Origin of the sequence: Streptomyces sp. MMBL 11-1, from assembly GCF_028622875.1 — a bacterium.
GTDB lineage: Bacteria > Actinomycetota > Actinomycetes > Streptomycetales > Streptomycetaceae > Streptomyces.
Genome location: NZ_CP117709.1, coordinates 3,682,565 through 3,703,682, shown reverse-complemented (window position 1 = coordinate 3,703,682; position 21,118 = coordinate 3,682,565). Strand labels below are relative to the sequence as shown.

Genomic DNA, 21,118 nt, shown 5'->3' with positions numbered 1-21,118 from the left:
TTACTGGGAAAGAGCGCGGACAAGGGCACGCGCGTCAGGGTGAGAAACCGGGGCGTCGTCGCTCGCCGGCTGGGAATCGCGCGCTTCGTCAGAAGCCGGGGGCGCGAACTCCCCGATACACAGCGCCTCTTCGATCGAGCGAAGAGAAGCCTGAGTTGTGAGATAGGCAGGGTTGGTAACCGGGCCCAGCTCTGATACATCCATGGCAGTGATCTCACGGACGGGAAGGCCCGTTTCCGGGTCATCCTCAGCCGCTCGACGCTGCCCGCCGTCAAGCACGCGGAAGGTGAAGGAAGAACCCTTCAGGTCGCCACGCTTCAGAAGCTCAGCGACGTCACGACCAACCGTCGTATCCGGTAGATCGATCTCATAGAAGCCGCCTTCGCGGTCTTCACCAACCCGCAGCGTGCCGGACGAAGTACGCCCTAGCAGTGCCGAAGCGTTGTGGTTGAAAGTTGCGTATACGTCGTTCTGACGTAGCGACGGAGCACCCGCCCCAGGAACAATGCGCTCCCGGAATCCGCCGAGATCCTGACTCAGTTCGTTGAACCGGTAGGCGTACCCGCGCATAGAAATGCGCCCGTCATCAGACGCGCGCTCTTCGAGTGCTCCAACGGCAACGCGCAGTTCACGCGTCGTCGTCATCCTCGGTTTCCCCCTTATCGTCCGGGTCGCCTTCGGCGTTATCCGGCTCTTCGCCCGGTTCAGATACCGGGGCTTCAATGGCTGGGGGAGTGGGGGCCGGCTCAGGTTCGTCAGTGACTTCACTGAGATTCATGGGCACCCGGTACGACTCGCCCAACCCGTCGGGGAGCGGGGGCATATCTTCAGCCGCACGCACTTCGTCAATCGAGTAAATGCCGTTCTGAAGGCCCAGGCTCCAAAGCTCCATTCGTTCCTTCGGAGCCCCGCGCTTGATCTCGTCCAAGTTGAACTTCACGAACTTCATGCGGTCCGCTGTCTCAGCGAAAAGCAGTCGGTTAAAACCCGACTCGATACGCTCAAGCCACGGACGAAGGCTGAACATCGTGAAGGCAATATTCTGCTCAGCAAGGCCGGAGCCCCACGAAGTTGAGTTCGTGGCGTCGCTGATCAGGTGCGGCGGAACGCCGAAGATGCGTGCAATCTCTGGCACCTGAAACTGACGAGTCTCAAGGAACTGGGCTTCGTCGGGGCTCATAGCCACCTTCGAGAACTTCGCGCCTTCAGTCAGCAGCGCCACCCTGTGAGCGTTGTCAACGCCGGAGTTGGCAGCGCGCCAAGCCTCACGCGCGCGGGCAAGCCCCTCTTCGGACATGGTGCCCGGAACCTCAACGATCGCGCCCGGCATCGCACCGTTCGCGAAAAACTTGCTGCCGTACTTCTGAGCCGCAAGGGCAAGCCCGATGGACTCACGCGCGTAGGTAATGGGCGAGCACCCGACGAAGTCACCAGGCAACATCATTCCGGGAATGTGAAGGACGTCGCGCGGCGTGAACCACCCAAGCAACACTTCGTTGCCGTCGTCGTCAATGTCGTACGCCTCAAAAACCTTGCGACGCATTCCGTCCACCATGACCATGTGAACGTGAATCTTCGTTGGGTCCAACACATCAAGACCCGCGATGTTCGGGCCGGCCCAGCGCACGGCTATGAAGGCGTTGCCCTGAAGGAGAAGGGAAAGAACCGTCTGGGACAGAATGTCAATCCGACCCATCCCACCCGGTTCGGCGTTCGGGTAGTCCAGCCAATCAGGCGACGTGATCTCTCGACGCGCTCCGCCCCTCTTGCTGTACGACGTCAGCGGAAGGGTTGCAATCGTTTCTGAGAGCAGACGGACACACCCGAAGACCGCAGACACCTGAAGAGCCTCATGGGGCGTTACACGCTCACCTGACGCCGCCGCTGACCCAAAGCTGTACAAGGTCGGGTCGTACGGCTCCCACGCCCGGGACTCCGCAGCGTCGAGCGCCGGAGAGTTCCCACCCCCGAAGAGAGCAGACCAAAAACCCATAGTGCCCCCTTCGAGGGTGCAGCCCACTCACGTGAGTGGACTGGAATCAGATGTCAGAGAAGTAGGCGTCAGCGTCGGGCAGACCGGACGTGAACACGTGCCCGTCGTCGCCTTCCCACGTGGCGAGAATCGCCGTATCGACGTGGGCCCCGTTGTCTTCGCGCCACATGATCGCGCCGTGAACAGCAAGGATCATCGCGATAGCAAGGTCAATCTTTCGACGGCTTGCGGCGTATTCCTTCGTTACTCGCGCGCCGTTCTTGTCTTCCTTCAGAACGGCATTTCCGATGTGGCGAGCTAGCGCCGGATTCCCGTCGTGGCACAACCGGCCATCGCGGCAGGCGTCGTAAATCGCCTGGGTCGCTGGGATCATGCGCTTCAGGGAGTTGGTGGGAAACGCCTCAACCGGGAAGCCGTCAGCCTCAAGGTTGTCTAGCGTCTCTTCCCAGCGGTACGGGTCGGCAACAAGGTTCCGGACCCGGTACGTGTCGAGCGCGACGTGAAGCGAATCGCGGACGTCCGCCATGGGGACACGCCAATGCACATCGTCGGCCGGCGCTTCCCAGTGGCCCAGGACGGACACCTTCAAGTCCCGTACGCGACAAGCGACTAGGGCCGTGCTGTCGCCCTTCCAGGACCCATCGAAGCCCAAGACAACTTCGTCCCCAGGCTCAAGCGGGTCGTCCGTCGAGACGAGAGAATCCCAAAGCCCATGCGGAAGCCACGTGGACGCGCCACGGACGAACTGACTCAGTCGGTAGATGCGGAAGCTAGCTTCCGTGCTCCGCTGCGCTGCCGCCTTGAAGTCATCTGGGTTCAAAATCTCGTACGACGGATTGCACGCCGCCCACACTTCGGGGTCGAGGTGATCCACGGTCTGACCCAGCTTCGGGCCCCACGACCGATAGAACAACGTCGGGTCGTCAGCCTCACCGGAGTTGACCCGCTCACCTTGCTCACACAGCGCGGCGAAGGGTCCGTCCGGATCAGGCCCAGCGGTCGAAATGATCAGAAACATCGGTTGGTTACGCGCGGCGGAACCCAGCGTCAGCGCGTCGAACAAGTCGGAGTTCTTCGAGAACGCGTATTCGTCCAGACTCACAGCGGAAGGGTTGAGACCTTGCTGACGTCCGGCGTCCGCAGACACGACCCGGTAAGTGTTGTCCTTGAACCGGATCACGTCGCGCTGAACGGTGCATACCGCGCTCAGCTTCGGAGACGCGTTAACCATTTGCTTCGCGGAGTCGAAGACCATGCGCGCCTGATTGCGGTCATTCGCAGCGGCGATGATCTGCCGCTGAGCGTCGCCCCGATCGGCCACAAGGTGATAGAGCATGATGGCAGCGGCAATCGTGCTCTTGCCGTTCTTGCGCGCCACGCACACAACAACCGTGCGGTGCTTTCGACGCCAACGCCCGAAGGTGTCTTGCGTCAGTTCGTACGAGTCAATGAGTAGCTGACGCTGCCACGGGAGAAGCCGGAACGGTTGGCCGGCGAAGCTCCCAGTCAGGTAGCAAAACTCTTCAATCCACTTCGCCACCCGGTAACCCTCAGAAGGAAACGGGGCGTCAGCGGGGATGTGGCGAGCGATGACCGGATCAATTCCTGTCACCGGTCATCCCCCCTTTCAGTCTGAGTGACGGGAGTCGAACCCATGCCCCGGGGTCTGAAACCCCGTGCGCTTGCCACTGTTACGCCACACTCAGAAATCTTCCGGACCGGCGGACACCTTCCGGGCCTCAGCGGCAACGATGCCCAGGCGCAAGCGCGACTCAGGCGTGAAGCCAATCGCCGTTTCAATCGAGCGGAGTTCCTTCTCCGTCGACTCGACATAGCGGAGCATCGGGTGTGCAACGGGCTGACCGTTGTACCCCTCAGACATGAAGCCGTCAGCGTCGACAAGCGCGAGTAGGTCAGCGCGTCGGTCATGAAGTTCGCAGTACCGAAGGATTACGTTCCGGTCAGTTTCGGGGGAGTAGGCACCCATGCCGGCTGACCAGACATTGCGCCAAACGTCCTTGCCCGTGGCCTTCAAATGGGCAGGCACCCGGGGCGCTCGACCCTCATACACGATGGGGGCAGCGTCCACGGAAGCGGCGGTATTCGCATTCCCGGTTCGCATGTCTGGGGACTTCGCGCGGCTCATTAGCACCCCCTTAACAGGTCGTTAACTGACCCATTCTCAGCGTGCCGAAGTGCCGATTGCCCAGTGGTATCAAGGGTCGTGGTCGCTGGGGGGCCGGGGTCCGGCGTCACACCTAGCGCGCGTTTTCCGAGCTGGGGCCGGGATCGCTGTAGGGAAAGTTTCCGAACTTTCGGACCGCATTCCCCCTAGAACGGGCGCTTTCCGAAATCCATTGCGGTCTTCGTCTTGTGGCAACGCTTGCAAAGAGCCTGGACATTCGATTCAACATCTTCGCCACCCAATGCAAGGGGCTTGATGTGGTCGATATCCAACTGACTAGGCAGGAAGAAGCCCATGCACATGCGGCACTCAGCACCCACAGCCTTACGCACAGCGCGCCGAAGCTTAGCCGCAGCGTTGTTCCCCCGTGCGATGGCAGCACGCCGCTTAGCGTGGCTCTTCACACTGCGCTGTGCGTTGTAGTTCGAGTGGTGCAGCGCGCAACGCCCGTTGTGGGTAGCCCACCCCCGGCAATCAAGGCAACGTGTACGCATGGGCACCCCCCCCTATCTCAAGGGGGCGCGCCCCAGGCAGGCACCCCCCTACCCTTCGAGCCGATCCAGGCTACTCACGCGAGTAGGTTAGAAACGGCCCCCAGTCAGGAAGTGCACAGTGAGCCAACCCATGAAGGCGAGAAGGCTGAAACGCCGTATGCGGACCCAGCCGCTAGGCGTACCGGTAGAACCCTGGGCAGTAGCGAACCAACGCCACACGTGCTCGCTCAGCGTGTCCCCAGGGGACTTGTTGAAGAGCGCCTTACCCTCAATGGCAACGAACGCGCCCAGCCAACCCAGCCAAGCCCACGTGTACCCGCTCATGGGCCCAGCCCCTTTCAAGTGGTCGAGCGCGCCGCCACGATCAACGCCGTACGCGCCCCTGTGCGATAGTCCGGATTCGAACCGGTCAGGCATCCGAAGATCCCTGCATACGCTCACGCGCAACCGACCACGCCATAGTCGGTACTCCGTATCGCCATGAAGGCAGGCGAACCACATCACCCCTGCCACGGGCACCCGACCACAATACGCAAGTCGTGCCGTTCCTGACGTGCTTCCGGTTGGACTCGAACCAACGACAAGCCGGTTAAGAGCCGGCCGCTCTACCAACTGAGCTACAGAAGCTTGCGCCGGACGCTCAACCCTAGGAGAGAAGTAGGGGGGCGACCGGCCGAAGGGTGCGCACTCTGACCGCCGTTGCGTTTCGCGACTAGATGCGCGGTGCGGAAACACCCTCCTACTTATATGAAGGGAGTCGGTGACTTCTGAGCAGCGAACCGGGCGTGCGACGCTGTGACGAAGTGTTGTCGATTCTGGGTTGCCCTTAGAGTTTTCTTATGTGTTTCAAGAAAATGGATCACTACGTCACAGCGTCGCAACTTGCTGGTCAGACGGCTTGCCCCTGGGCGCTGACGTGACGGAGTCACTATTACTTAGACTAACTAACGATTATGAAGGCAGAAAAAGGGCCGAACCTCAGCCGGCTCGACCCTTCCCGCTGTGCGTTACGCCGCTTCGTCCTCGGTGGCGTCTTCGTCTTCGTCCTTCGGGGGAGTCGCGAACGTGATCGTCACGCGGTCCTCAACGGGAGTTCCCGCACCCTTGCCGGTCGGGGCCTTGATGACCGTGATCCGGTCAACGAACAGTTCCACGAAGACGCGCTTGTCTTCGACCGTGGCAGCGTGCCACCAAGAGCCCTTGCCGGTCGGGTCAAGGTTCGGGTCTTCGGGCACCCATTGCCGGATGGGCAACACGGGGGCGTCGTTGGCTTCCAGCTCCGTCAGGCGCTCTTCGGCACCCTGTAGCCGGAGCGTTGCCGCTGCCTCAGCCTTGCGGAAGTGCTTCCGGCCGATGGGTCCGCCGTAGGAACCGGCCGCACGGTCTTCGTACAGCTCTTCTAGCGCCTGGGCAGCGTCGGCGCGCTCCGCCACAAGGGAAGCACGCTCACCGGACGTCTCAGGGGCTTCTGTGAGCTTCCCGAAGCGTCGTGTCGCTTCCCACAGCATCGCCAAGGTTTCTTCGTCGCCCTCAGCGGTCTTGATGCGGGCAAAGACCTTGTCGGCAACGTGCTTGTCCAGCGCTGCCATGGAAATGGTGCAGTCGCCTTCGTGCTGACCGGGAAGCGCCTTACGGCGACGGCAGCGGTAAGAGTCCTTGACGGAGTTCTCTTCCTTCTTCGACGTCATCGTGTTCGTGCACTCGCAGTAAAGCCGTTCCATGGCGGACAGTACCGATTTCCCACGGCTGAGCCCCTTGCCGCGTCCCCTGCCCTGTAGCCATTCCTGAAGTTCGTGCCACTCAGCCGGCGGGATGATCGGGCCACATTCGAGCATGACGGGCCGGAGCGTTACCGGGTCGCGCTGGATTCGGTATCCCGCAACCTTGGTGGTCGGTGTCCCATCGGGCTTTTTCTTGTACAGGACTTCAGCGGCGAATCCAGCAATGCGCGGGTCGGACAGAATCCGCTTAACAACGGCAGCGTCCCAGATGCTAGCCGCTGTCCGCTTCCCGATTGTCTCGCCCCGGGTAGGGACTCCATCGACGTGCATTCGCTTGCACAGACCGGTCAGACTGCCCGGGTGAATGCTGGCTTTTGCTCCCTGGGTAAAGGGAAGGTCGCGATGCGCCTTGATTTCGCGCCACCACCAACGAATCGTGTCCGGCTCATTCTCGAAGGGGCCGGAAGTCGGGGTGTCGTCGTGGGCGAGTTTCTGAATCACGATCACGGACGTTTTGCCGTTCCGCGTGATCTCGACGGGCACGGAAACGAACTTGAAACCGTAAGGCGGCTTTCCGCCTACGTACCCGCCCAATTCGCGGTGAAGGTTCTTCGTGTCGTGAATCTTCTTCGATTTGGTGGACGATTCCTTATGCGCCTGATCAAGCCTCATGATCAGGTGGATAAGGTCCATGACGTTGCCCTTGCGGAAGATGCCTTCCGTAACGGACACGATGGTTACGCCCAGTCCCAGCAATTCCGTCACGATGGGAATTGCGTCCATGACGTCAAGGCGTGAGAAGCGGGACACGTCGTAAACGATGATCATGTTTACGCGACCGGCGCGGCATTCGTTCAACAGGCGCTCGAAGTGGGGGCGCTCAGCGGTACCGAAGGCGGACGTTCCCGGGGCTTCGGAGAAATGGCCTATGAACCGGAACTGTCCGCCGTCGCGCTCGACTTCGCCCCGAACGGCATCCGCCTTGTCTTCGTTGGCGCTACGCTGGGTCGCTGGGCTTGCTGCGCTTCGGTTTTCGCGTTCTGCCGATTGCCGGTCATACGCCGCTGCATACGTGTCCACGCCGGTCACGACTCCTGTTGTCATGGGGGAGATCCTACGCCCCCAACTGGGGGAAGTGAAGGGCACCCCCTGGCACCCGCACCGCGGCTTCGAGACGGTCACGTACCTGATCGACGGGTCCTTCATCCACCAGGACTCCAACGGTGGCGGCGGCACCATCGAGAACGGCGACACCCAGTGGATGACCGCCGGGTCGGGCCTGCTGCACATCGAGGCCCCGCCGGAGTCGCTCGTCATGTCCGGCGGGCTCTTCCACGGCCTCCAGCTCTGGGTGAACCTGCCCAAGGCCGACAAGATGATGGCCCCGCGCTACCAGGACATCCGCGGCGGCGAGGTCCAGCTGCTCGCCTCCCCCGACGGCGGCGCGCTGCTCCGCGTCATCGCCGGTGAACTCGACGGCCACGAGGGCCCCGGCATCACCCACACCCCGATCACGATGATCCACGCCACCGTCCGGCCCGGCGCCGAGGTGACCCTGCCGTGGCGCGAGGACTTCAACGGCCTCGCCTACGTCCTGGCCGGACGCGGCACGGTCGGCGCGGAGCGCCGCCCCGTCGCGATGGGCCAGACCGCGGTGTTCGGCGCCGGCGGCTCGCTGACCGTCCGCGCGGACGAGCGGCAGGACGGCAACACCCCGGACCTGGAGGTCGTCCTCCTCGGAGGCCGCCCGATCCGGGAGCCGATGGCGCACTACGGACCGTTCGTGATGAACAGTCAGGCCGAGCTGAGGCAGGCCTTCGAGGACTTCCAGGCCGGCCGCCTGGGTACGGTCCCCGCGGTCCACGGCATGTGACGCCTCCCGCCGCTTCCGTCAGGTGACTCGCCGTCACCCGTACGGGGGCGGCGGACGGGCCGTGCGCCACGCACCGTGATCGGGTGGGAGGGTGCCCGCACCCCAGCCCCTCCTTCCCGAGAGCGCCCGCCGCGCGGCTGCCTGGTGCGGTGTCGTCCTGCTCGTCGTGGGCGTCGCCGCCGTCGCGATCTGGCTGGTCGTCGTCCTCAAGACCGCGGTCACCCCGGTGCTGCTCGCCCTGCTCGGCACCGCGCTGCTCGGGCCCGTCCACCGGTGGCTCATCGCCCGCAGGCTCAACCGGTCGCTGGCCGCGGGGCTGACCTGCGCGGCCCTCGTCGCGGTGGTCGGCGGCGCCGGATACATCGTCGTCACCGCCCTCGTCGACTCCGGTGCCCAGATCGTCGACTCGCTGAAGGACGCTGGTCAGTGGGTCGTGGACCATCTGGACATCGCCGGGGCCACGGACGTCGACGACCTGGCCGACAACGCGAAGAGCCTGTTCGAGAAGTTCGGGGCGAGCGCGGCGGGCGGTCTGCTCAGCGGCCTCAGCCTGGTCGGTTCGCTGGTGGCGACCAGTGTGCTGGCCCTGCTGCTGACCTTCTTCTTCCTGCGCGATTCGGACCGGGCGGTGAACCTGGCCCATTCGGTGGCCCCGCGCGGTACTGGGGAGCAGGTGGAGGCCATGGGCCGCCGGGCGTTCGAGGCCGTCGAGGGCTTCATGCGCGGCACCACGTTCATCGCCCTGATCGACGCCGTGTGCATCACGGTGGGCCTGCTGATCCTGGATGTTCCCGGGGCGGTGGGGCTCGGCGCGCTCGTGTTCGTCGGCGCGTACATCCCGTACCTCGGGGCGTTTCTCTCCGGCGCGGTGGCGGTGCTGGTGGCGCTGGCCGACCGGGGGTTCGTGATCGCCCTGTGGGCCCTGGGGGTGGTCCTCGCGGTCCAGGTGCTGGAGGGCCATGTGCTCCAGCCGATGATCCAGAGCCGTACGGTCCAGATGCACCCCGCCATGATCATGATCGCGCTGACGGCGGGGGCGAGCGTGGCGGGCCTGCTCGGCATGCTGCTGGCCGTGCCCCTGTGCGCGGCGGCCTTCGGGGTCCTGGGCGAGCTGCGAAGGGGGTACGAGGCACGGCCCGGCCCGGCGGCCCCGGGAGGCACCGGCCCGCCCGGCGGCGGATCCGGCCCGGCCTCGGGAGGAGTCGGCCCGCCCGGCGGTGGATCCGGCCCGGCCGGCGTTTGAGGACGGAACCGCTACGGGGTCGGGCCCGGGCGGTCCGGAGGCCAGGGGCGCGGGGCCACGGCCGCGAGGATCAGGAGCACGAGGGGCGCGGCTCAGGACGCGGCCTCCGCGAACTCCCCCGGCTCCCCCGGCCTGTCCAACCCATCCGACGGCTCGTCCGACTCATCCGACTCATCCGACTCATCCGACTCGTTCGGCTCATCCGGCTCGCCCGATTCGTACAGCTCGAACCAGATCGACTTCCCCGCCCCGCGCGGATCCACCCCCCACGCGTCCGCCAGCATCTCCATCAGCACCAGGCCCCGCCCGCTGGACGCCATCTCGCCCGGCCGCCTCTTGTGCGGCAGTTCGTCGCTGGCGTCGGCGACCTCGACGCGCAGCCGCCGCTCCCCCCGTTCGCCGGAGACCTCCGCCACCATCAGCGCGTCCCCGTCCGTGTGGACGAGCACGTTGGTGGCCATCTCGGAGAGCATCAGGACCGCCGAGTCGACCTGTTCGGGATCGCTCCAGTCGTGCAGCAGTTCGCGCACGAGCTGCCGGCCGACCGAGATCCGCTCGGGTTCGGCCTGCGCGATGGTCATGACGCTGCGGCGCGGCGGCGTCTTCCGGGCGGGGGTGCTCTCCCGCCGCAGCACCAGGACCGCGATGTCGTCCTCCCGCCGGTCCGCGAGTGGCCCCGTCGTGTAGTGCGAGGTCGGCCCGTGCACGGCCTGGACCAGGGCGTCGGCCAGCTGTTCCAGGTCGTCGGCGGGCTCTTCCAGGACCGGGCGCAGCCGGGACCAGCCGGTGGCCATGTCGTGCCCGCCGGTCTCGATGAGGCCGTCCGTGCACAGCATGATCGTCTCGCCGGGCTCCAGGACCACCCGGGTGGTGGGGTAGTCGGAGTCCGTCTCGATCCCGAGCGGCAGCCCGCCGGCCGTCTGCCGGATCACCGCGGTCCCGTCGGCGCTGATCACCACCGGGTCCGGGTGGCCCGCGCGGGCGATGTCCAGGGTTCCGGCCTCCGGGTCCACCTCCGCGTACAGGCAGGTCGCGAAGCGCGGCGTCGCGGGATCCGCGTCGCCCTCGACGCTCTCGTACGCGTCGGTGAGCCCGGACAGGAAGCGCGAGGCCCGGGCGAGCACGGCGTCCGGGCGGTGCCCCTCGGAGGCGTAGGCGCGCAGGGCGATGCGGAGCTGGCCCATCAGCCCGGCGGCCCGCACGTCGTGGCCCTGGACGTCGCCGATGACCAGGGCGATGCGGCCGTTGGGCAGCGGGATCATGTCGTACCAGTCGCCGCCCACCTGGAGCCCGCCGCCGGTCGGCACGTACCGCGCGGCCACCGTCATGCCGGGGATCTCCGGGCCCAGGGTCGGCATCATCGAGCGCTGGAGTCCGAGCGACAGCTCGCGTTCCGTCTCGGCCACCCCGGCACGGGCCAGGGCCTGGGCGAGCATGCGGGCGACCGTCGAGAGCACCGCGCGCTCGTCCGGGGTGAACGCCACCGGATGCCGGAACGCCGCCATCCAGGCGCCCATCGTGCGGCCGGAGGACACCAGGGGCAGATAGGCCCAGGACTGTCGTCCGAAGCGCCGGGCGAGCGGCCAGGTGGCCGGGTAGCGGCGGTGGTACTCGTCGGGGGAGGGGAGGTAGATCGCGCGGCCGGTGCGGACGACCTCGGCGGCCGGGTAGTCGGTCTCCAGGGGCATGTCGGTGAAGGGCTCCTCGTCCCCCGCGTTGTGCCCGTGCTGCCCGATGATCGTCAGCCGCTCCCCGGCGGAACCGAACACCGCGAGACCGTCCGGGGAGAAGCCCGGCATGGAGAGCGATCCGGCGACCCGCAGCACCTCCGCGGTGGACCGGGCCTCGGCCAGCGCCCGGCCGGCGTCCAGCAGGAACGCTTCCCGGGACCGCCGCCAGTCCCCGGTGATCGGCGTGTGGGCGGCGTCGGTGGAGCCGGGCTGCGGCTCGGCGACCTCCTGGAGCGTGCCGTAGAGCACGTAACTCCCGATGTCCCGGCCCGGCGGGACGACCGGCTTGGAGCGGCTGCGCACGGTACGGAGGACCCGGCCGCGCTCGTCCACGATCCGCAGCCGCGCCTCGGCGAGGGTGCCCTCGGTGACCGCGAGGTTCACCACCGCGTAGATCTCGTTCCAGTCGACCGGGTGGAAACAGGAGCGCACGGTGGACTCCCGGTAGCTGCCGGGCTCGGCGGGCAGCCCCAGCAGCCGGGCCGCCTCCGCGTCGAGCGTGACCGTGCCGGCTGCGTTGTCCCAGCGCCACAGGCCCGTCGCGATCGCGGCCAGGACTTCCTCGGTGCGCATTGCCCCACTTTAGGAAGATGTGCTCGGCGGACGCCACCGAGGGTCCGCCGCCTGCTCCGGCATCCGGCCGGGGCCGCCGCGTCAATGGAAATGAAGCGTCCCGTCCCCGGGCGGTAGCCTGGGGACGCTCGATCCACTCCCAGGGGCCCTGATCCGCCGGGCACCCCCGAACCGCGAAGACTGGATGAACGACGATGCATCGGTACAGGTCCCACACCTGCGGCGAGCTCCGCGCCTCTGACGTCGGCACCGACGTCCGGCTGAGCGGCTGGCTGCACAATCGCCGAGACCTGGGTGGCATCCTCTTCATCGATCTGCGCGACCACTACGGTCTGGTGCAGCTCGTCGCCCGCCCCGGTACCCCCGGCAACGAGGCGCTGGCGAAGCTCACCAAGGAGACCGTCGTCCGGATCGACGGCAAGGTCTCCGCGCGCGGCGCCGACAACGTCAACCCGGAGCTGCCCACCGGCGAGATCGAGATCGAGGTCACCGAGGTCGAGGTGCTCGGCGAGGCCGGCCCGCTGCCCTTCACGATCAACACCGAGGACGGCGTCAACGAGGAGCGGCGCCTGGAGTACCGCTTCCTCGACCTGCGCCGCGAGCGCATGCACCGCAACATCATGCTGCGCTCGGCCGTGATCGCCTCCATCCGCTCCAAGATGGTGGCCCTCGGATTCAACGAGATGGCGACCCCGATCCTCACCGCGACCTCCCCCGAGGGCGCCCGTGACTTCGTCGTCCCGTCCCGGCTGAACCCCGGCAAGTTCTACGCGCTGCCGCAGGCCCCGCAGCAGTTCAAGCAGCTGCTGATGATCTCGGGCTTCGACCGCTACTTCCAGATCGCGCCCTGCTTCCGCGACGAGGACGCCCGCGCGGACCGCTCCCCGGGCGAGTTCTACCAGCTCGACGTCGAGATGTCCTTCGTCGAGCAGGAGGACGTCTTCCAGCCGATCGAGAAGCTGATGACCGAGCTCTTCACCGAGTTCGGCAACGGCCGCGAGGTCACCTCGCCGTTCCCGCGCATCCCGTTCCGCGAGTCGATGCTGAAGTACGGCAACGACAAGCCGGACCTGCGCGCCAAGCTGGAGCTCGTCGACATCTCGGACGTCTTCGCCGACTCCGGGTTCAAGGCGTTCGCGGGCAAGCACGTCCGCGCGCTGCCGGTCCCGGACACCGCGGGCCAGTCCCGGAAGTTCTTCGACGGCCTCGGCGAGTACGCCGTCGAGCACGGCGCCAAGGGCCTGGCCTGGGTGCGCGTGGGTGAGGACGGGGCGCTGGCCGGACCGATCGCCAAGTTCCTCACCGAGACCGACGTCAAGACGCTCACCGAGCGCCTCTCGTTGGTCCCGGGTCACGCCGTCTTCTTCGGCGCGGGCGAGTTCGACGAGGTCTCCAAGATCATGTCGGCGGTCCGGGTCGAGGCCGCCAAGCGCGCCGGCCACTTCGAGGAGGGCGTCTTCCGGTTCTGCTGGATCGTCGACTTCCCGATGTACGAGAAGGACGAGGAGACCGGGAAGGTCGACTTCTCGCACAACCCCTTCTCGATGCCCCAGGGCGGCCTCGCCGACCTGGAGGAGAAGGACCCGCTGGACATCCTCGCCTGGCAGTACGACATCGTCTGCAACGGCATCGAGCTGTCCTCGGGCGCCATCCGTAACCACGAGCCCGAGCTGATGCTCAAGGCCTTCGAGATCGCCGGCTACGACCGTGAGACCGTCGAGCACGAGTTCGCGGGCATGCTCCGCGCGTTCCGTCTCGGCGCCCCGCCGCACGGTGGCATCGCCCCGGGCGTCGACCGCATCGTGATGCTGCTCGCCGACGAGCCGAACATCCGCGAGACGATCGCCTTCCCGCTCAACGGCAACGCCCAGGACCTGATGATGGGCGCTCCGACGGAGCTGGACGAGAGCCGCCTGCGCGAGCTGAACATCCAGCTGCGCAAGCCGGTTGCCGCGAAGGGCGCGGGCGCTTCGGAGAAGCCCACGGAGAAGTAGTTCCGGGAAGCGGCCCCCGCGGCTCCTCCCGTTCTGCGGATGTTTCACGTGAAACAGCCCCCGATCACTCGATCGGGGGCTGTTTCGTCGCACGTGGCGGAAAGCCGGTGAGCAGCGGGGTTACGCGGTCAGGGCTACGCGGTACAGCCGGATGGCCCCGGATCGGGTTCGGCCGGGCCGGGCCCGGCAAGGACTGGCACCGAGACACCCCTCTCGCGCCCCGCCTTGTCGCGTCGCCCGCCGCCACCCGAGGAGCCCGCCACCGTGTCCGTCCCGCGCCGCCCGCCCGCCCTGCTCGCCGCACCGCTCCTCGTCCTGGCCCTGCTGCTCACCGGCTGCTCCTTGGGCGCCGCTCCCGCGAAGGCTCCCGCAGGAGTTCCGGGGCTGGGCGCCGCGGGCCCGGAGTCGGGCGACGCCTCCGTACGCGGGGCGTCACCCAGCCCGGAGCCCACGCCGAGCCCCGCCGGTATCCCCGGCCTGGGGCCAAAGACCCAGGCCCGGATCCCCGCCGAGACCCGGCAGGTGTTCGTCGTGACCGGCGAGGCGGCCGACTCCAACCAGTCGAGCGCTGTCCTGTACCACCGCGAGACCCCGGCGAAGGGCTGGCAGCCGGTCGCGGGGCCCTGGCCCGCGCACAACGGTATGGAGGGCTGGACCGACCACCATGTGGCGGGCGACCTGAAGTCCCCCGCGGGCGTCTACCCGCTCACCGACGCGGGTGGCCGGCTCCCCGACCCCGGGGCGCTTCTGCCGTACGACGAGCACCCCCGGTTCGCGGTGGACGGCGAGGGCTTCTTCGGAGAACCGCTGGAGGGCTCCTTCGACTACGTCGTCGCCATCAACTACAACCGCACGGCGGGCGTCAGCCCACTGGACCGCACCCGCCCGCTCGGCCTCGAACGCGGCGGCGGCATCTGGGTCCACGTCGACCACGGCGGCCCGACCCAGGGCTGTGTCTCCATCCCGGAGGCACGTATGGAGGAGCTGCTGCGCACGCTGGACCCGGCGATGCACCCGGTGATCGTGATGGGGGACGCGGAGAGGCTGGGGCGGTGAGGCGCTGATCGGACGTACGGGCAGGGGCCCTTGCCCGTACGCTGAGGGTGTTCCCCGGTACAAGTGACCCGGTGGCCCGGTGCAGGAGGAGGTCGTTGTGAGCGTGGTCGAGGACCGCGTCCTGACGCAGGACGTCTTCGAAGAGCTGGCCCGTAGCGCCATACGTGCTGAGGAGGCACTGAGGCTGGAGTTCGTGAACGGGAAACTGGGGGTCAAGGCTGTGCCGGACGGGGACCACGGGCGGATCGTCGCCTGGCTGACGCAGATCTGCATGCAGTCGGATCCGAGCCGGTGGCTCTTCGGTGAGCAAGGCATTCGCATCGAGTCCTACCGCAAGGGCAACGCCCGTCCCGATGCGAGCCTGGCTCCGATTGACGCCTTCGTCGGCCATGGCGAATGGGCCAGCCCCGATGACGTCCTCATGGTCGTCGAGGTCACCTCGTACGACGAGGACACCGACCGCCGCGTCCGCGTCGAGAAGCCGCGCGCGTACGCCGAGACCGGTATCCCCGTCTATCTGCTGATCGACCGGGACAGCTGCGAGGTGAAGGTCCACTCGGAGCCCGACGGCGTCCGCTACGAGCAGGTCGTCACCGTGCCGTACGGCAAGACCGTCACCCTCCCCGGCCCGGTCGGGATCGAGCTGGACACCGAGCCGCTCAAGAACTGGACGCGCTGACCCGAAGCCGGAACGCGATGAGCCCGGGACCGTTGTCCACGGTCCCGGGCTCATCGTGCGTGACAACGCGCTACGCCGGCTTCTCCTCCAGGCGCGGGAACAGCACCGCGCCCTTCGTCACCGTCGCGCCCGCGGGCAGTACGCCCCAGGTGCCGGCGTCCTGGACCCGCTGGTCGGCCAGCGCGCCCAGGGACTCCTCGGCGCCCAGGGACTCCCAGAGCTTCTGCGAGGTCTCCGGCATCACCGGGTTGAGCAGGACCGCGACCCCGCGCAGGGACTCGGCGGCCGTGTACAGAATGGAGGCCAGGCGGGCCTGGCCCTCCGGGCTGGTGTCCTTGGCCACCTTCCACGGCTCCTGCTCCGTGATGTAGCCGTTGACCTGCTTCACGAAGTCGAAGACCGCCAGGATGCCGGACTGGAAGTCCAGCTCCTCACCGATCTTCCGGTCGGCGGTCGCCACGGCCTTCGCCAGGCCTTCCCGTACCGCACGCTCGGCTTCACCCGCGGCCGTCGCCTCCGGCAGCGCACCGCCGAAGTACTTGCCGACCATCGCCGCGACCCGCGAGGCGAGGTTGCCGTAGTCGTTGGCCAGCTCGGAGGTGTAGCGGGCGGTGAAGTCCTCCCACGAGAACGACCCGTCGCTGCCGTACGCGATGGCCCGCAGGAAGTACCAGCGGTACGCGTCCACGCCGAAGTGCGAGGTCAGGTCCTGCGGCTTGATGCCGGTCAGGTTGGACTTGGACATCTTCTCGCCGCCGACCATCAGCCAGCCGTTGGCGACGACCTTGCCGGGCAGCGGCAGGCCCTGCGCCATCAGCATCGCGGGCCAGATCACCGAGTGGAAGCGGAGGATGTCCTTGCCGATCAGGTGCACGTCCGCCGGGAACGTACCGTCGAACTTCTCCTGGTTCGCGCCGTAGCCCACGGCCGTCGCGTAGTTGAGCAGCGCGTCGACCCACACGTAGATGACGTGCTTGTCGTCCCACGGAACCGGGACGCCCCAGTCGAAGGTCGAGCGCGAGATCGACAGGTCCTGGAGACCCTGCTCGACGAAGTTCACGACCTCGTTGCGCGCCGACTCGGGCTGGATGAAGCCGGGGTTCGCCGCGTAGAACTCCAGCAGCTTCGGGCCGTACTCGCTCAGCTTGAAGAAGTAGTTCTCCTCCTTGAGGAGCTCCACCGGCTTCTTGTGGATCGGGCAGAGCTTCTGCCCGGCGAACTCGCCCTCGCCGTCGATCAGATCGCCGGGGAGCTTGTACTCCTCGCACCCCACGCAGTAAGGGCCCTCGTATCCGCCCTTGTAGATCTCACCCTTGTCGTACAGGTCCTGCACGAACTCCTGCACACGGTCGGTGTGCCGCTTCTCCGTCGTCCGGATGAAGTCGTCGTTGGCGATGTTGAGGTGCTCCCAGAGGGGCTTCCACGCCTCCTCGACGAGCTTGTCGCACCAGGCCTGCGGAGTGACGTCGTTCGCCTCGGCCGTGCGCATGATCTTCTGACCGTGCTCGTCCGTGCCGGTGAGGTACCACACCTTCTCGCCGCGCTGGCGATGCCAGCGCGTGAGCACGTCGCCTGCGACGGTCGTGTAGGCGTGGCCCAGGTGAGGAGCGTCGTTGACGTAGTAGATGGGGGTCGAGACGTAGTACGCCGTCGCCCCCTGCTTCTCGGATCCAGTGGCCGCCATGGTCGAAATCCTAACGGCCAGATCAAGATCCACTCACATCGATAAACGCGGGCCCCGCGCGGGCGGAGCGACGGCCTCCGGTGGAGAGCTTTGCGAAACATCCGTTCCCGTAATGGTTCCCGTAGGAAAGTCGCATCCTGGGAGGGAGCGGACAAGCGTGCACGAGGCAGGGGACATCACCATGCGGGTACTGGTCGCCGAGGACGAGGAGATCCTCGCGGAACTGGTCGCCACCGGACTGCGCCGGGCCGGCTTCGCGGTCGACACGGTGTACAGCGGAGACGCGGCCCTCGCCTACCTCGGCCTGTACGACTACGACGTCGTCGTGCTCGACCGCGACCTCCCCCGGGTGCACGGCGACGACGTGGCCCGCCGGCTGGTCGCCTCCGGCTCCCGCACCCGGATCCTGATGCTCACCGCCTCGGGCACCATGGAGGAGCGGGTCGCCGGGCTCGACCTGGGGGCCGACGACTACGTGGCCAAGCCGTTCGAGTTCCCCGAGCTGGTCTCCCGGGTACGTGCCCTGCGCCGACGCAGCGCCAGACCCGTGCCGCCCCAGCTGGAGCGGCACGGCATCCGGCTCGACACCGTACGGCGCTCAGCGGTCCGTGACGGCCGGGAGCTGGACCTCTCGCCCAAGGAGTTCACCGTGCTGCAACTGCTCCTGGAGGCCGACGGCGGCACGGTCAGCGCGGAGGAGCTGCTGGAGCGGGCCTGGGACGCCAACGCCGACCCGTTCACCGGGGCCGTGCGCGTCTGTATGAGCAAGCTCCGCGCCAAGCTCGGCGAGCCCGCGCTGATCCGCACCGTGCAGGGCGTCGGGTACGCCCTGTGAGGCGGCCGTCCCTCCGGCGCCTGGTGGACGCCTCGAAGCTGCCCCACTCGACGATCAGGACCCGGATCGCCCTCGCCTACGGCGGTGTCTTCCTGGTGCTCGGCACCGCCCTGCTGGCCACCGTCAACCTGGCCTCCCGCGCGGGCACGGAGACCGAGGCCCGCTCCATCGCCTCGTCCGCCGCGGTCGCCCAGCCCGGCTACGCGGTGAACGGCCCGCTGATCTCCCGTCGGCACCTGGGGCCGCCCACCGTCTACGACCTCACCGACAACGTCAGCAACGCGGCGGGGCAACAGCTCCTGTACTGGTCGGCCGCCGCTCTGCTCGTGATGACGGGCTGCGCGGTCGCGGTGGGCTGGTGGACCGCCGGGCGGGTGCTGCGCCCCATCCACGACATGACCGAGAAGGCCCGCCGGCTCTCCGCGCACACCCTCCACGAGCGCATGGCGCCCACCGGCCCCGACGACGAGCTCAAGGAGCTGGGCGAGACGCTGGACGCCCTGCTGGCCCGGCTGGAGAAGGCGTTCGACAGCCAGCAGAGATTCATCGCGAACGCCTCGCACGAGCTGAGGACCCCGCTGGCCACCCAGCGCGCCGCGATCCAGATCGGCCTGGACGACCCGTCCCCCGAGGACCTCGTGACCACCCGGCAGACCCTGCTGGACACCAACCGGCGCAGTGAGCGGCTCATCGAAGGGCTCCTCGTGCTGGCCCGCAGCGAACGGGGGCTGGCAGCGGACGAGCGCGAGGCGGTCCGGCTCGACCACGTGGTCAGGGAGGAGGCGGCCCGCCATCCGGCGGTACGGGGCGCGAGCGGTGGCCCTGACGGCCGGGGAGCGGGAGGCGGTCCGGAGGGCGGCCGGGGGCCGGGCGGCGGACCGGCCGTGAACGTCGCGGTGGCCGCCTGTTCCGTGCGCGGCAACCGGCTGCTGCTCGCCCAGCTGGTGGCGAACCTGCTGGCCAACGCGGTCACGTACAACGTGCCGGGCGGCTCGGTGGAGGTCTCGCTGACCGGGGAGGGGGCCCTGCTGGTGCGCAACACCGGACCGGTGGTCTCCGAGGCCGATATCGCGGGGTTCTTCGAACCGTTCCGGCGGGGCGAGGGCCGGGACCGGATGGGCCCGGGGTCGGGCCTCGGGCTGTCGATCGTCCGGTCGATCGCGGTGGCCCACGGCGGCACGGTCACGGCGATACCGGGCCCGGAGGGCGGCGGTCTCGCCGTGACCGTACGGCTGCCGGTCGATCAGGCGTCGGAGCCGGCCGCGCGCGCGGCGGTCCAGGCCGGCAGCCCGGCGAGGATCTCGCGGTAGAGGTCGGCGTCCGCGATCTCGCGGGGCGCCGGTCCGGCGTGGAAGAAGCCGGTGTTCGGGGCGTCGAGCTTCCGCAGGAAGTCGAAGCCCTTCGCGTCCTGCTCGCCGAAGGCGACGAACTGGAAGAACAGCGGCAGCCGCGCCGCGTCCGTGAGGGCCTGCCGGGCGGCCTGCCTGGCGTCCGGCGGGCCGTCCGTCTGGAAGATCACGAGAGCCGGGCCGGTGGCCTTCGTCGTCTCGTAGTGCCCGACGACCTCCTCGACCGCACGTTCGTAGTGCGTCCGGCCCAGTCGGCCGAGGCCCGCGTGCAGCTCGTCGACGCGGCCCTCGTGGCCGGAGAGCTCGATGGCGCCGGTGCCGTCGATCTCCGTCGAGAAGAAGACGACCTGCACGGTGGCGTCCTCGTCCAGGTGCGCGGCGAGCGCGAGCGTCCGGTCGCCCAGATGCTGGGCGCTGCCGTCCTTGTAGAACGGCCGCATCGAGCCGGAGCGGTCGAGCACCAGATAGACGCGGGCGCGGAGCCCGGTCAGCCCGTGCTCCTTGAGCGCTGTCTGCGCCGCCTTGTACGGGGTGACGAGCTGCGGAGCACGCGACTTGACCCGCGCGAGCGCGGTTGCGGGCTTGCCGGGGGCGGCCTCCGGTGCGGTGACGGCGGGCTCGGGCGCGGTGGCGGCCGGTTCCGACGCGGCGGCGGCCGGTTCCGACGCGGCGGCGGGCTCCGGGGCGGCAGGGGCCGCCGGGGTCTCCGCGACGGCAGGCGTCTCTGCGGTCTCCGGCGTCTCTGTGGTCTCCGATGTCTCTGCGGCTGCCGGTTCCGGTGCCGCTGAAGCCTTGGCCTTGGGTGCCTCCTCGGGCGTCCCGGGTGCCTCGGCGGCATCAGGGGCGGCGATCTCCGCTGCTTCGGGGGCGGCTTCCGCTTCCGCCACCGCTTCCGCCACCGCTGCCGCTGCCGGTTCCGGTGCCGGCTCGGCCTTCGGCTCCGGTGCGGGTTCCGGGGTCTCGTCGAGGTCGAGGTCGATCGTGATCGGCTCCGGCGTCGACTCGGGCTCCGACGCGGCGGCGGGCTCCGGCGTCGACTCGGGCTGCTCGGCCGTGACGGGCTCCTCGGCCGTGACAGGTGCCTCGGCCTGGGCGGGTTGCTCGGCCTTGACGGGCTCCTCGGCCTGGGCGGGTTCCTCGGCCGCCACCGGCTTCTTGGGCTCGACAGGCTCGACGGGCTCGACGGATGCCGTCGGCTCCTCGGGCTGGGCGGCGGCTTCCTCGGCGGTCACCGGCTCCTCGGGCTTCTCCGCCTTCGAAACGTCTTCCGGGCTCGACTTCTGCGCGGGGACGGTCGGCGACGCAGGTGCGGCGGCCGCCTTGTCGAAGGCCTCCGCCACGAGGTCGGCGGCCCGCGAGTCGTCACGCTCCGTGGAGTCGGCGGGGGAAGCCGTGGACGCGGCGGACGGCGTCTCGGCGGCGGACGAGGCGGGGGACGAGGGCGAGGCCGGGGCCGGGATCGACGCCTTCGGCTCCGCCGCGGGCTCGGCCGCCGAAGTGGTCTCCGGCTCCGGCTCCTTGGGCTGAGTGCGCTCGGCCTGGGGCGGGACGGTGGCCGTGGTCGGCTCGTCCTGCTCCGTGCGGCCGAACACCTTACGCAGCAAGCTCCGAATGCCCATGGGCGAGGCCTTTCGCATGAGTTGGGTGCGGTGAATGTCCGACCTGGGTGAATTCCTCCCTGGCCAGGACGGATACGTAAGGTTAGCGGC

At 68.0% G+C, this 21,118-nt stretch carries 15 protein-coding genes, 1 tRNA gene and 1 pseudogene; 7 read left to right on the top strand and 10 right to left on the bottom strand.

Translation table 11 applies throughout. The features are described 5' to 3' along the window. The 7 genes from PSQ21_RS15945 to PSQ21_RS15920 form a co-directional block, all read right to left on the bottom strand. A complete protein-coding gene (locus PSQ21_RS15945; protein WP_274031180.1) occupies positions 1–645 on the bottom strand; it encodes an HK97 family phage prohead protease in 645 nt (214 codons plus the stop codon). After that, positions 629–1,993 carry a phage portal protein gene (locus PSQ21_RS15940; protein WP_274035794.1) on the bottom strand — a complete coding sequence of 455 codons (1,365 nt, stop codon included), beginning with the start codon at positions 1,991–1,993 and terminating at the stop codon, positions 629–631. Before PSQ21_RS15940 ends, PSQ21_RS15945 begins: the two co-directional genes overlap by 17 nt. A gap of 46 nt (positions 1,994–2,039) precedes the next feature. Continuing rightward, positions 2,040–3,605 carry a terminase large subunit domain-containing protein gene (locus PSQ21_RS15935; protein WP_274031179.1) on the bottom strand — a complete coding sequence of 522 codons (1,566 nt, stop codon included), beginning with the start codon at positions 3,603–3,605 and terminating at the stop codon, positions 2,040–2,042. 90 nt (positions 3,606–3,695) lie between these two features. Continuing rightward, positions 3,696–4,082, bottom strand: coding sequence for a phage terminase small subunit P27 family (locus tag PSQ21_RS15930; protein WP_274031178.1), 387 nt, complete (start codon positions 4,080–4,082; stop codon positions 3,696–3,698). A gap of 242 nt (positions 4,083–4,324) precedes the next feature. After that, positions 4,325–4,474 (bottom strand): HNH endonuclease, encoded by a 150-nt coding sequence (locus PSQ21_RS37875; RefSeq protein ID WP_443334423.1) that lies wholly within the window; start codon positions 4,472–4,474, stop codon positions 4,325–4,327. A gap of 752 nt (positions 4,475–5,226) precedes the next feature. After that, a tRNA-Lys gene (locus PSQ21_RS15925) sits at positions 5,227–5,299 on the bottom strand. A 380-nt stretch (positions 5,300–5,679) separates the two neighbouring features. Further along, positions 5,680–7,497, bottom strand: a complete 1,818-nt coding sequence (locus PSQ21_RS15920) for a recombinase family protein (protein WP_274031176.1) — start codon at positions 7,495–7,497, stop codon at positions 5,680–5,682. Between the two features lie 25 nt (positions 7,498–7,522). Between PSQ21_RS15920 and PSQ21_RS15915 the strand changes: the two are divergent. Continuing rightward, a pseudogene (locus tag PSQ21_RS15915) lies at positions 7,523–8,266 on the top strand (pirin family protein); the annotation flags it as partial. 91 nt (positions 8,267–8,357) lie between these two features. Then, positions 8,358–9,509: an AI-2E family transporter gene (locus PSQ21_RS15910; protein WP_274031175.1), complete on the top strand. Its 1,152-nt coding sequence runs from the start codon at positions 8,358–8,360 to the stop codon at positions 9,507–9,509. A gap of 92 nt (positions 9,510–9,601) precedes the next feature. Here the strand turns inward: PSQ21_RS15910 and PSQ21_RS15905 are convergent, their stop codons facing one another. Next, positions 9,602–11,812, bottom strand: a complete 2,211-nt coding sequence (locus PSQ21_RS15905; protein ID WP_274031173.1) for an ATP-binding SpoIIE family protein phosphatase — start codon at positions 11,810–11,812, stop codon at positions 9,602–9,604. 194 nt (positions 11,813–12,006) lie between these two features. Between PSQ21_RS15905 and aspS the strand changes: the two genes are divergently transcribed. The 3 genes from aspS (at position 12,007) to PSQ21_RS15890 (ending at position 15,541) form a co-directional block, all read left to right on the top strand. Further along, entirely contained in the window at positions 12,007–13,806 is a 1,800-nt protein-coding gene (gene aspS / locus PSQ21_RS15900) for an aspartate--tRNA ligase (RefSeq protein WP_274031172.1), read from the top strand. 264 nt (positions 13,807–14,070) lie between these two features. After that, positions 14,071–14,862 carry a hypothetical protein gene (locus PSQ21_RS15895; protein ID WP_274031171.1) on the top strand — a complete coding sequence of 264 codons (792 nt, stop codon included), beginning with the start codon at positions 14,071–14,073 and terminating at the stop codon, positions 14,860–14,862. Between the two features lie 97 nt (positions 14,863–14,959). Next, positions 14,960–15,541 (top strand): Uma2 family endonuclease, encoded by a 582-nt coding sequence (locus PSQ21_RS15890; RefSeq protein WP_274031170.1) that lies wholly within the window; start codon positions 14,960–14,962, stop codon positions 15,539–15,541. Positions 15,542–15,611: 70 nt separating this feature from the next. On the opposite strand, the gene metG is transcribed toward PSQ21_RS15890, so the two are convergent. After that, the gene (gene metG / locus PSQ21_RS15885; protein ID WP_274031169.1) at positions 15,612–17,225 is read right to left on the bottom strand and encodes a methionine--tRNA ligase; all 1,614 of its coding nucleotides are present in this window, start codon (positions 17,223–17,225) and stop codon (positions 15,612–15,614) included. A gap of 181 nt (positions 17,226–17,406) precedes the next feature. On the opposite strand from metG, the gene PSQ21_RS15880 reads away from it, so the two are divergent. Further along, entirely contained in the window at positions 17,407–18,060 is a 654-nt protein-coding gene (locus tag PSQ21_RS15880; protein WP_274035793.1) for a response regulator transcription factor, read from the top strand. Then, positions 18,057–19,370 carry a sensor histidine kinase gene (locus PSQ21_RS15875; protein ID WP_274031168.1) on the top strand — a complete coding sequence of 438 codons (1,314 nt, stop codon included), beginning with the start codon at positions 18,057–18,059 and terminating at the stop codon, positions 19,368–19,370. The genes PSQ21_RS15880 and PSQ21_RS15875 overlap by 4 nt, the downstream gene beginning before the upstream one ends. Here the strand turns inward: PSQ21_RS15875 and PSQ21_RS15870 are convergent. Next, on the bottom strand, positions 19,304–21,028 hold the full coding sequence (locus PSQ21_RS15870; protein WP_274031166.1) for a VWA domain-containing protein: 1,725 nt from the start codon (positions 21,026–21,028) through the stop codon (positions 19,304–19,306). The two genes, PSQ21_RS15875 and PSQ21_RS15870, sit on opposite strands and share 67 nt — an antisense overlap. Positions 21,029–21,118 lie beyond the last annotated feature (90 nt).

What these genes read in the sequence shown, in the direction of transcription:
- PSQ21_RS37875 (WP_443334423.1), bottom strand. Translation starts at nt 4,474, where the DNA reads ATGGGCTTCTTCCTGCCTAGTCAGTTGGATATCGACCACATCAAGCCC.
- PSQ21_RS15920 (WP_274031176.1), bottom strand. Translation starts at nt 7,497, where the DNA reads ATGACAACAGGAGTCGTGACCGGCGTGGACACGTATGCAGCGGCGTAT.
- aspS (WP_274031172.1), top strand. Translation starts at nt 12,007, where the DNA reads ATGCATCGGTACAGGTCCCACACCTGCGGCGAGCTCCGCGCCTCTGAC.
- metG (WP_274031169.1), bottom strand. Translation starts at nt 17,225, where the DNA reads ATGGCGGCCACTGGATCCGAGAAGCAGGGGGCGACGGCGTACTACGTC.
- PSQ21_RS15940 (WP_274035794.1), bottom strand. Translation starts at nt 1,993, where the DNA reads ATGGGTTTTTGGTCTGCTCTCTTCGGGGGTGGGAACTCTCCGGCGCTC.
- PSQ21_RS15880 (WP_274035793.1), top strand. Translation starts at nt 17,407, where the DNA reads ATGCGGGTACTGGTCGCCGAGGACGAGGAGATCCTCGCGGAACTGGTC.
- PSQ21_RS15945 (WP_274031180.1), bottom strand. Translation starts at nt 645, where the DNA reads ATGACGACGACGCGTGAACTGCGCGTTGCCGTTGGAGCACTCGAAGAG.
- PSQ21_RS15870 (WP_274031166.1), bottom strand. Translation starts at nt 21,028, where the DNA reads ATGGGCATTCGGAGCTTGCTGCGTAAGGTGTTCGGCCGCACGGAGCAG.
- PSQ21_RS15905 (WP_274031173.1), bottom strand. Translation starts at nt 11,812, where the DNA reads ATGCGCACCGAGGAAGTCCTGGCCGCGATCGCGACGGGCCTGTGGCGC.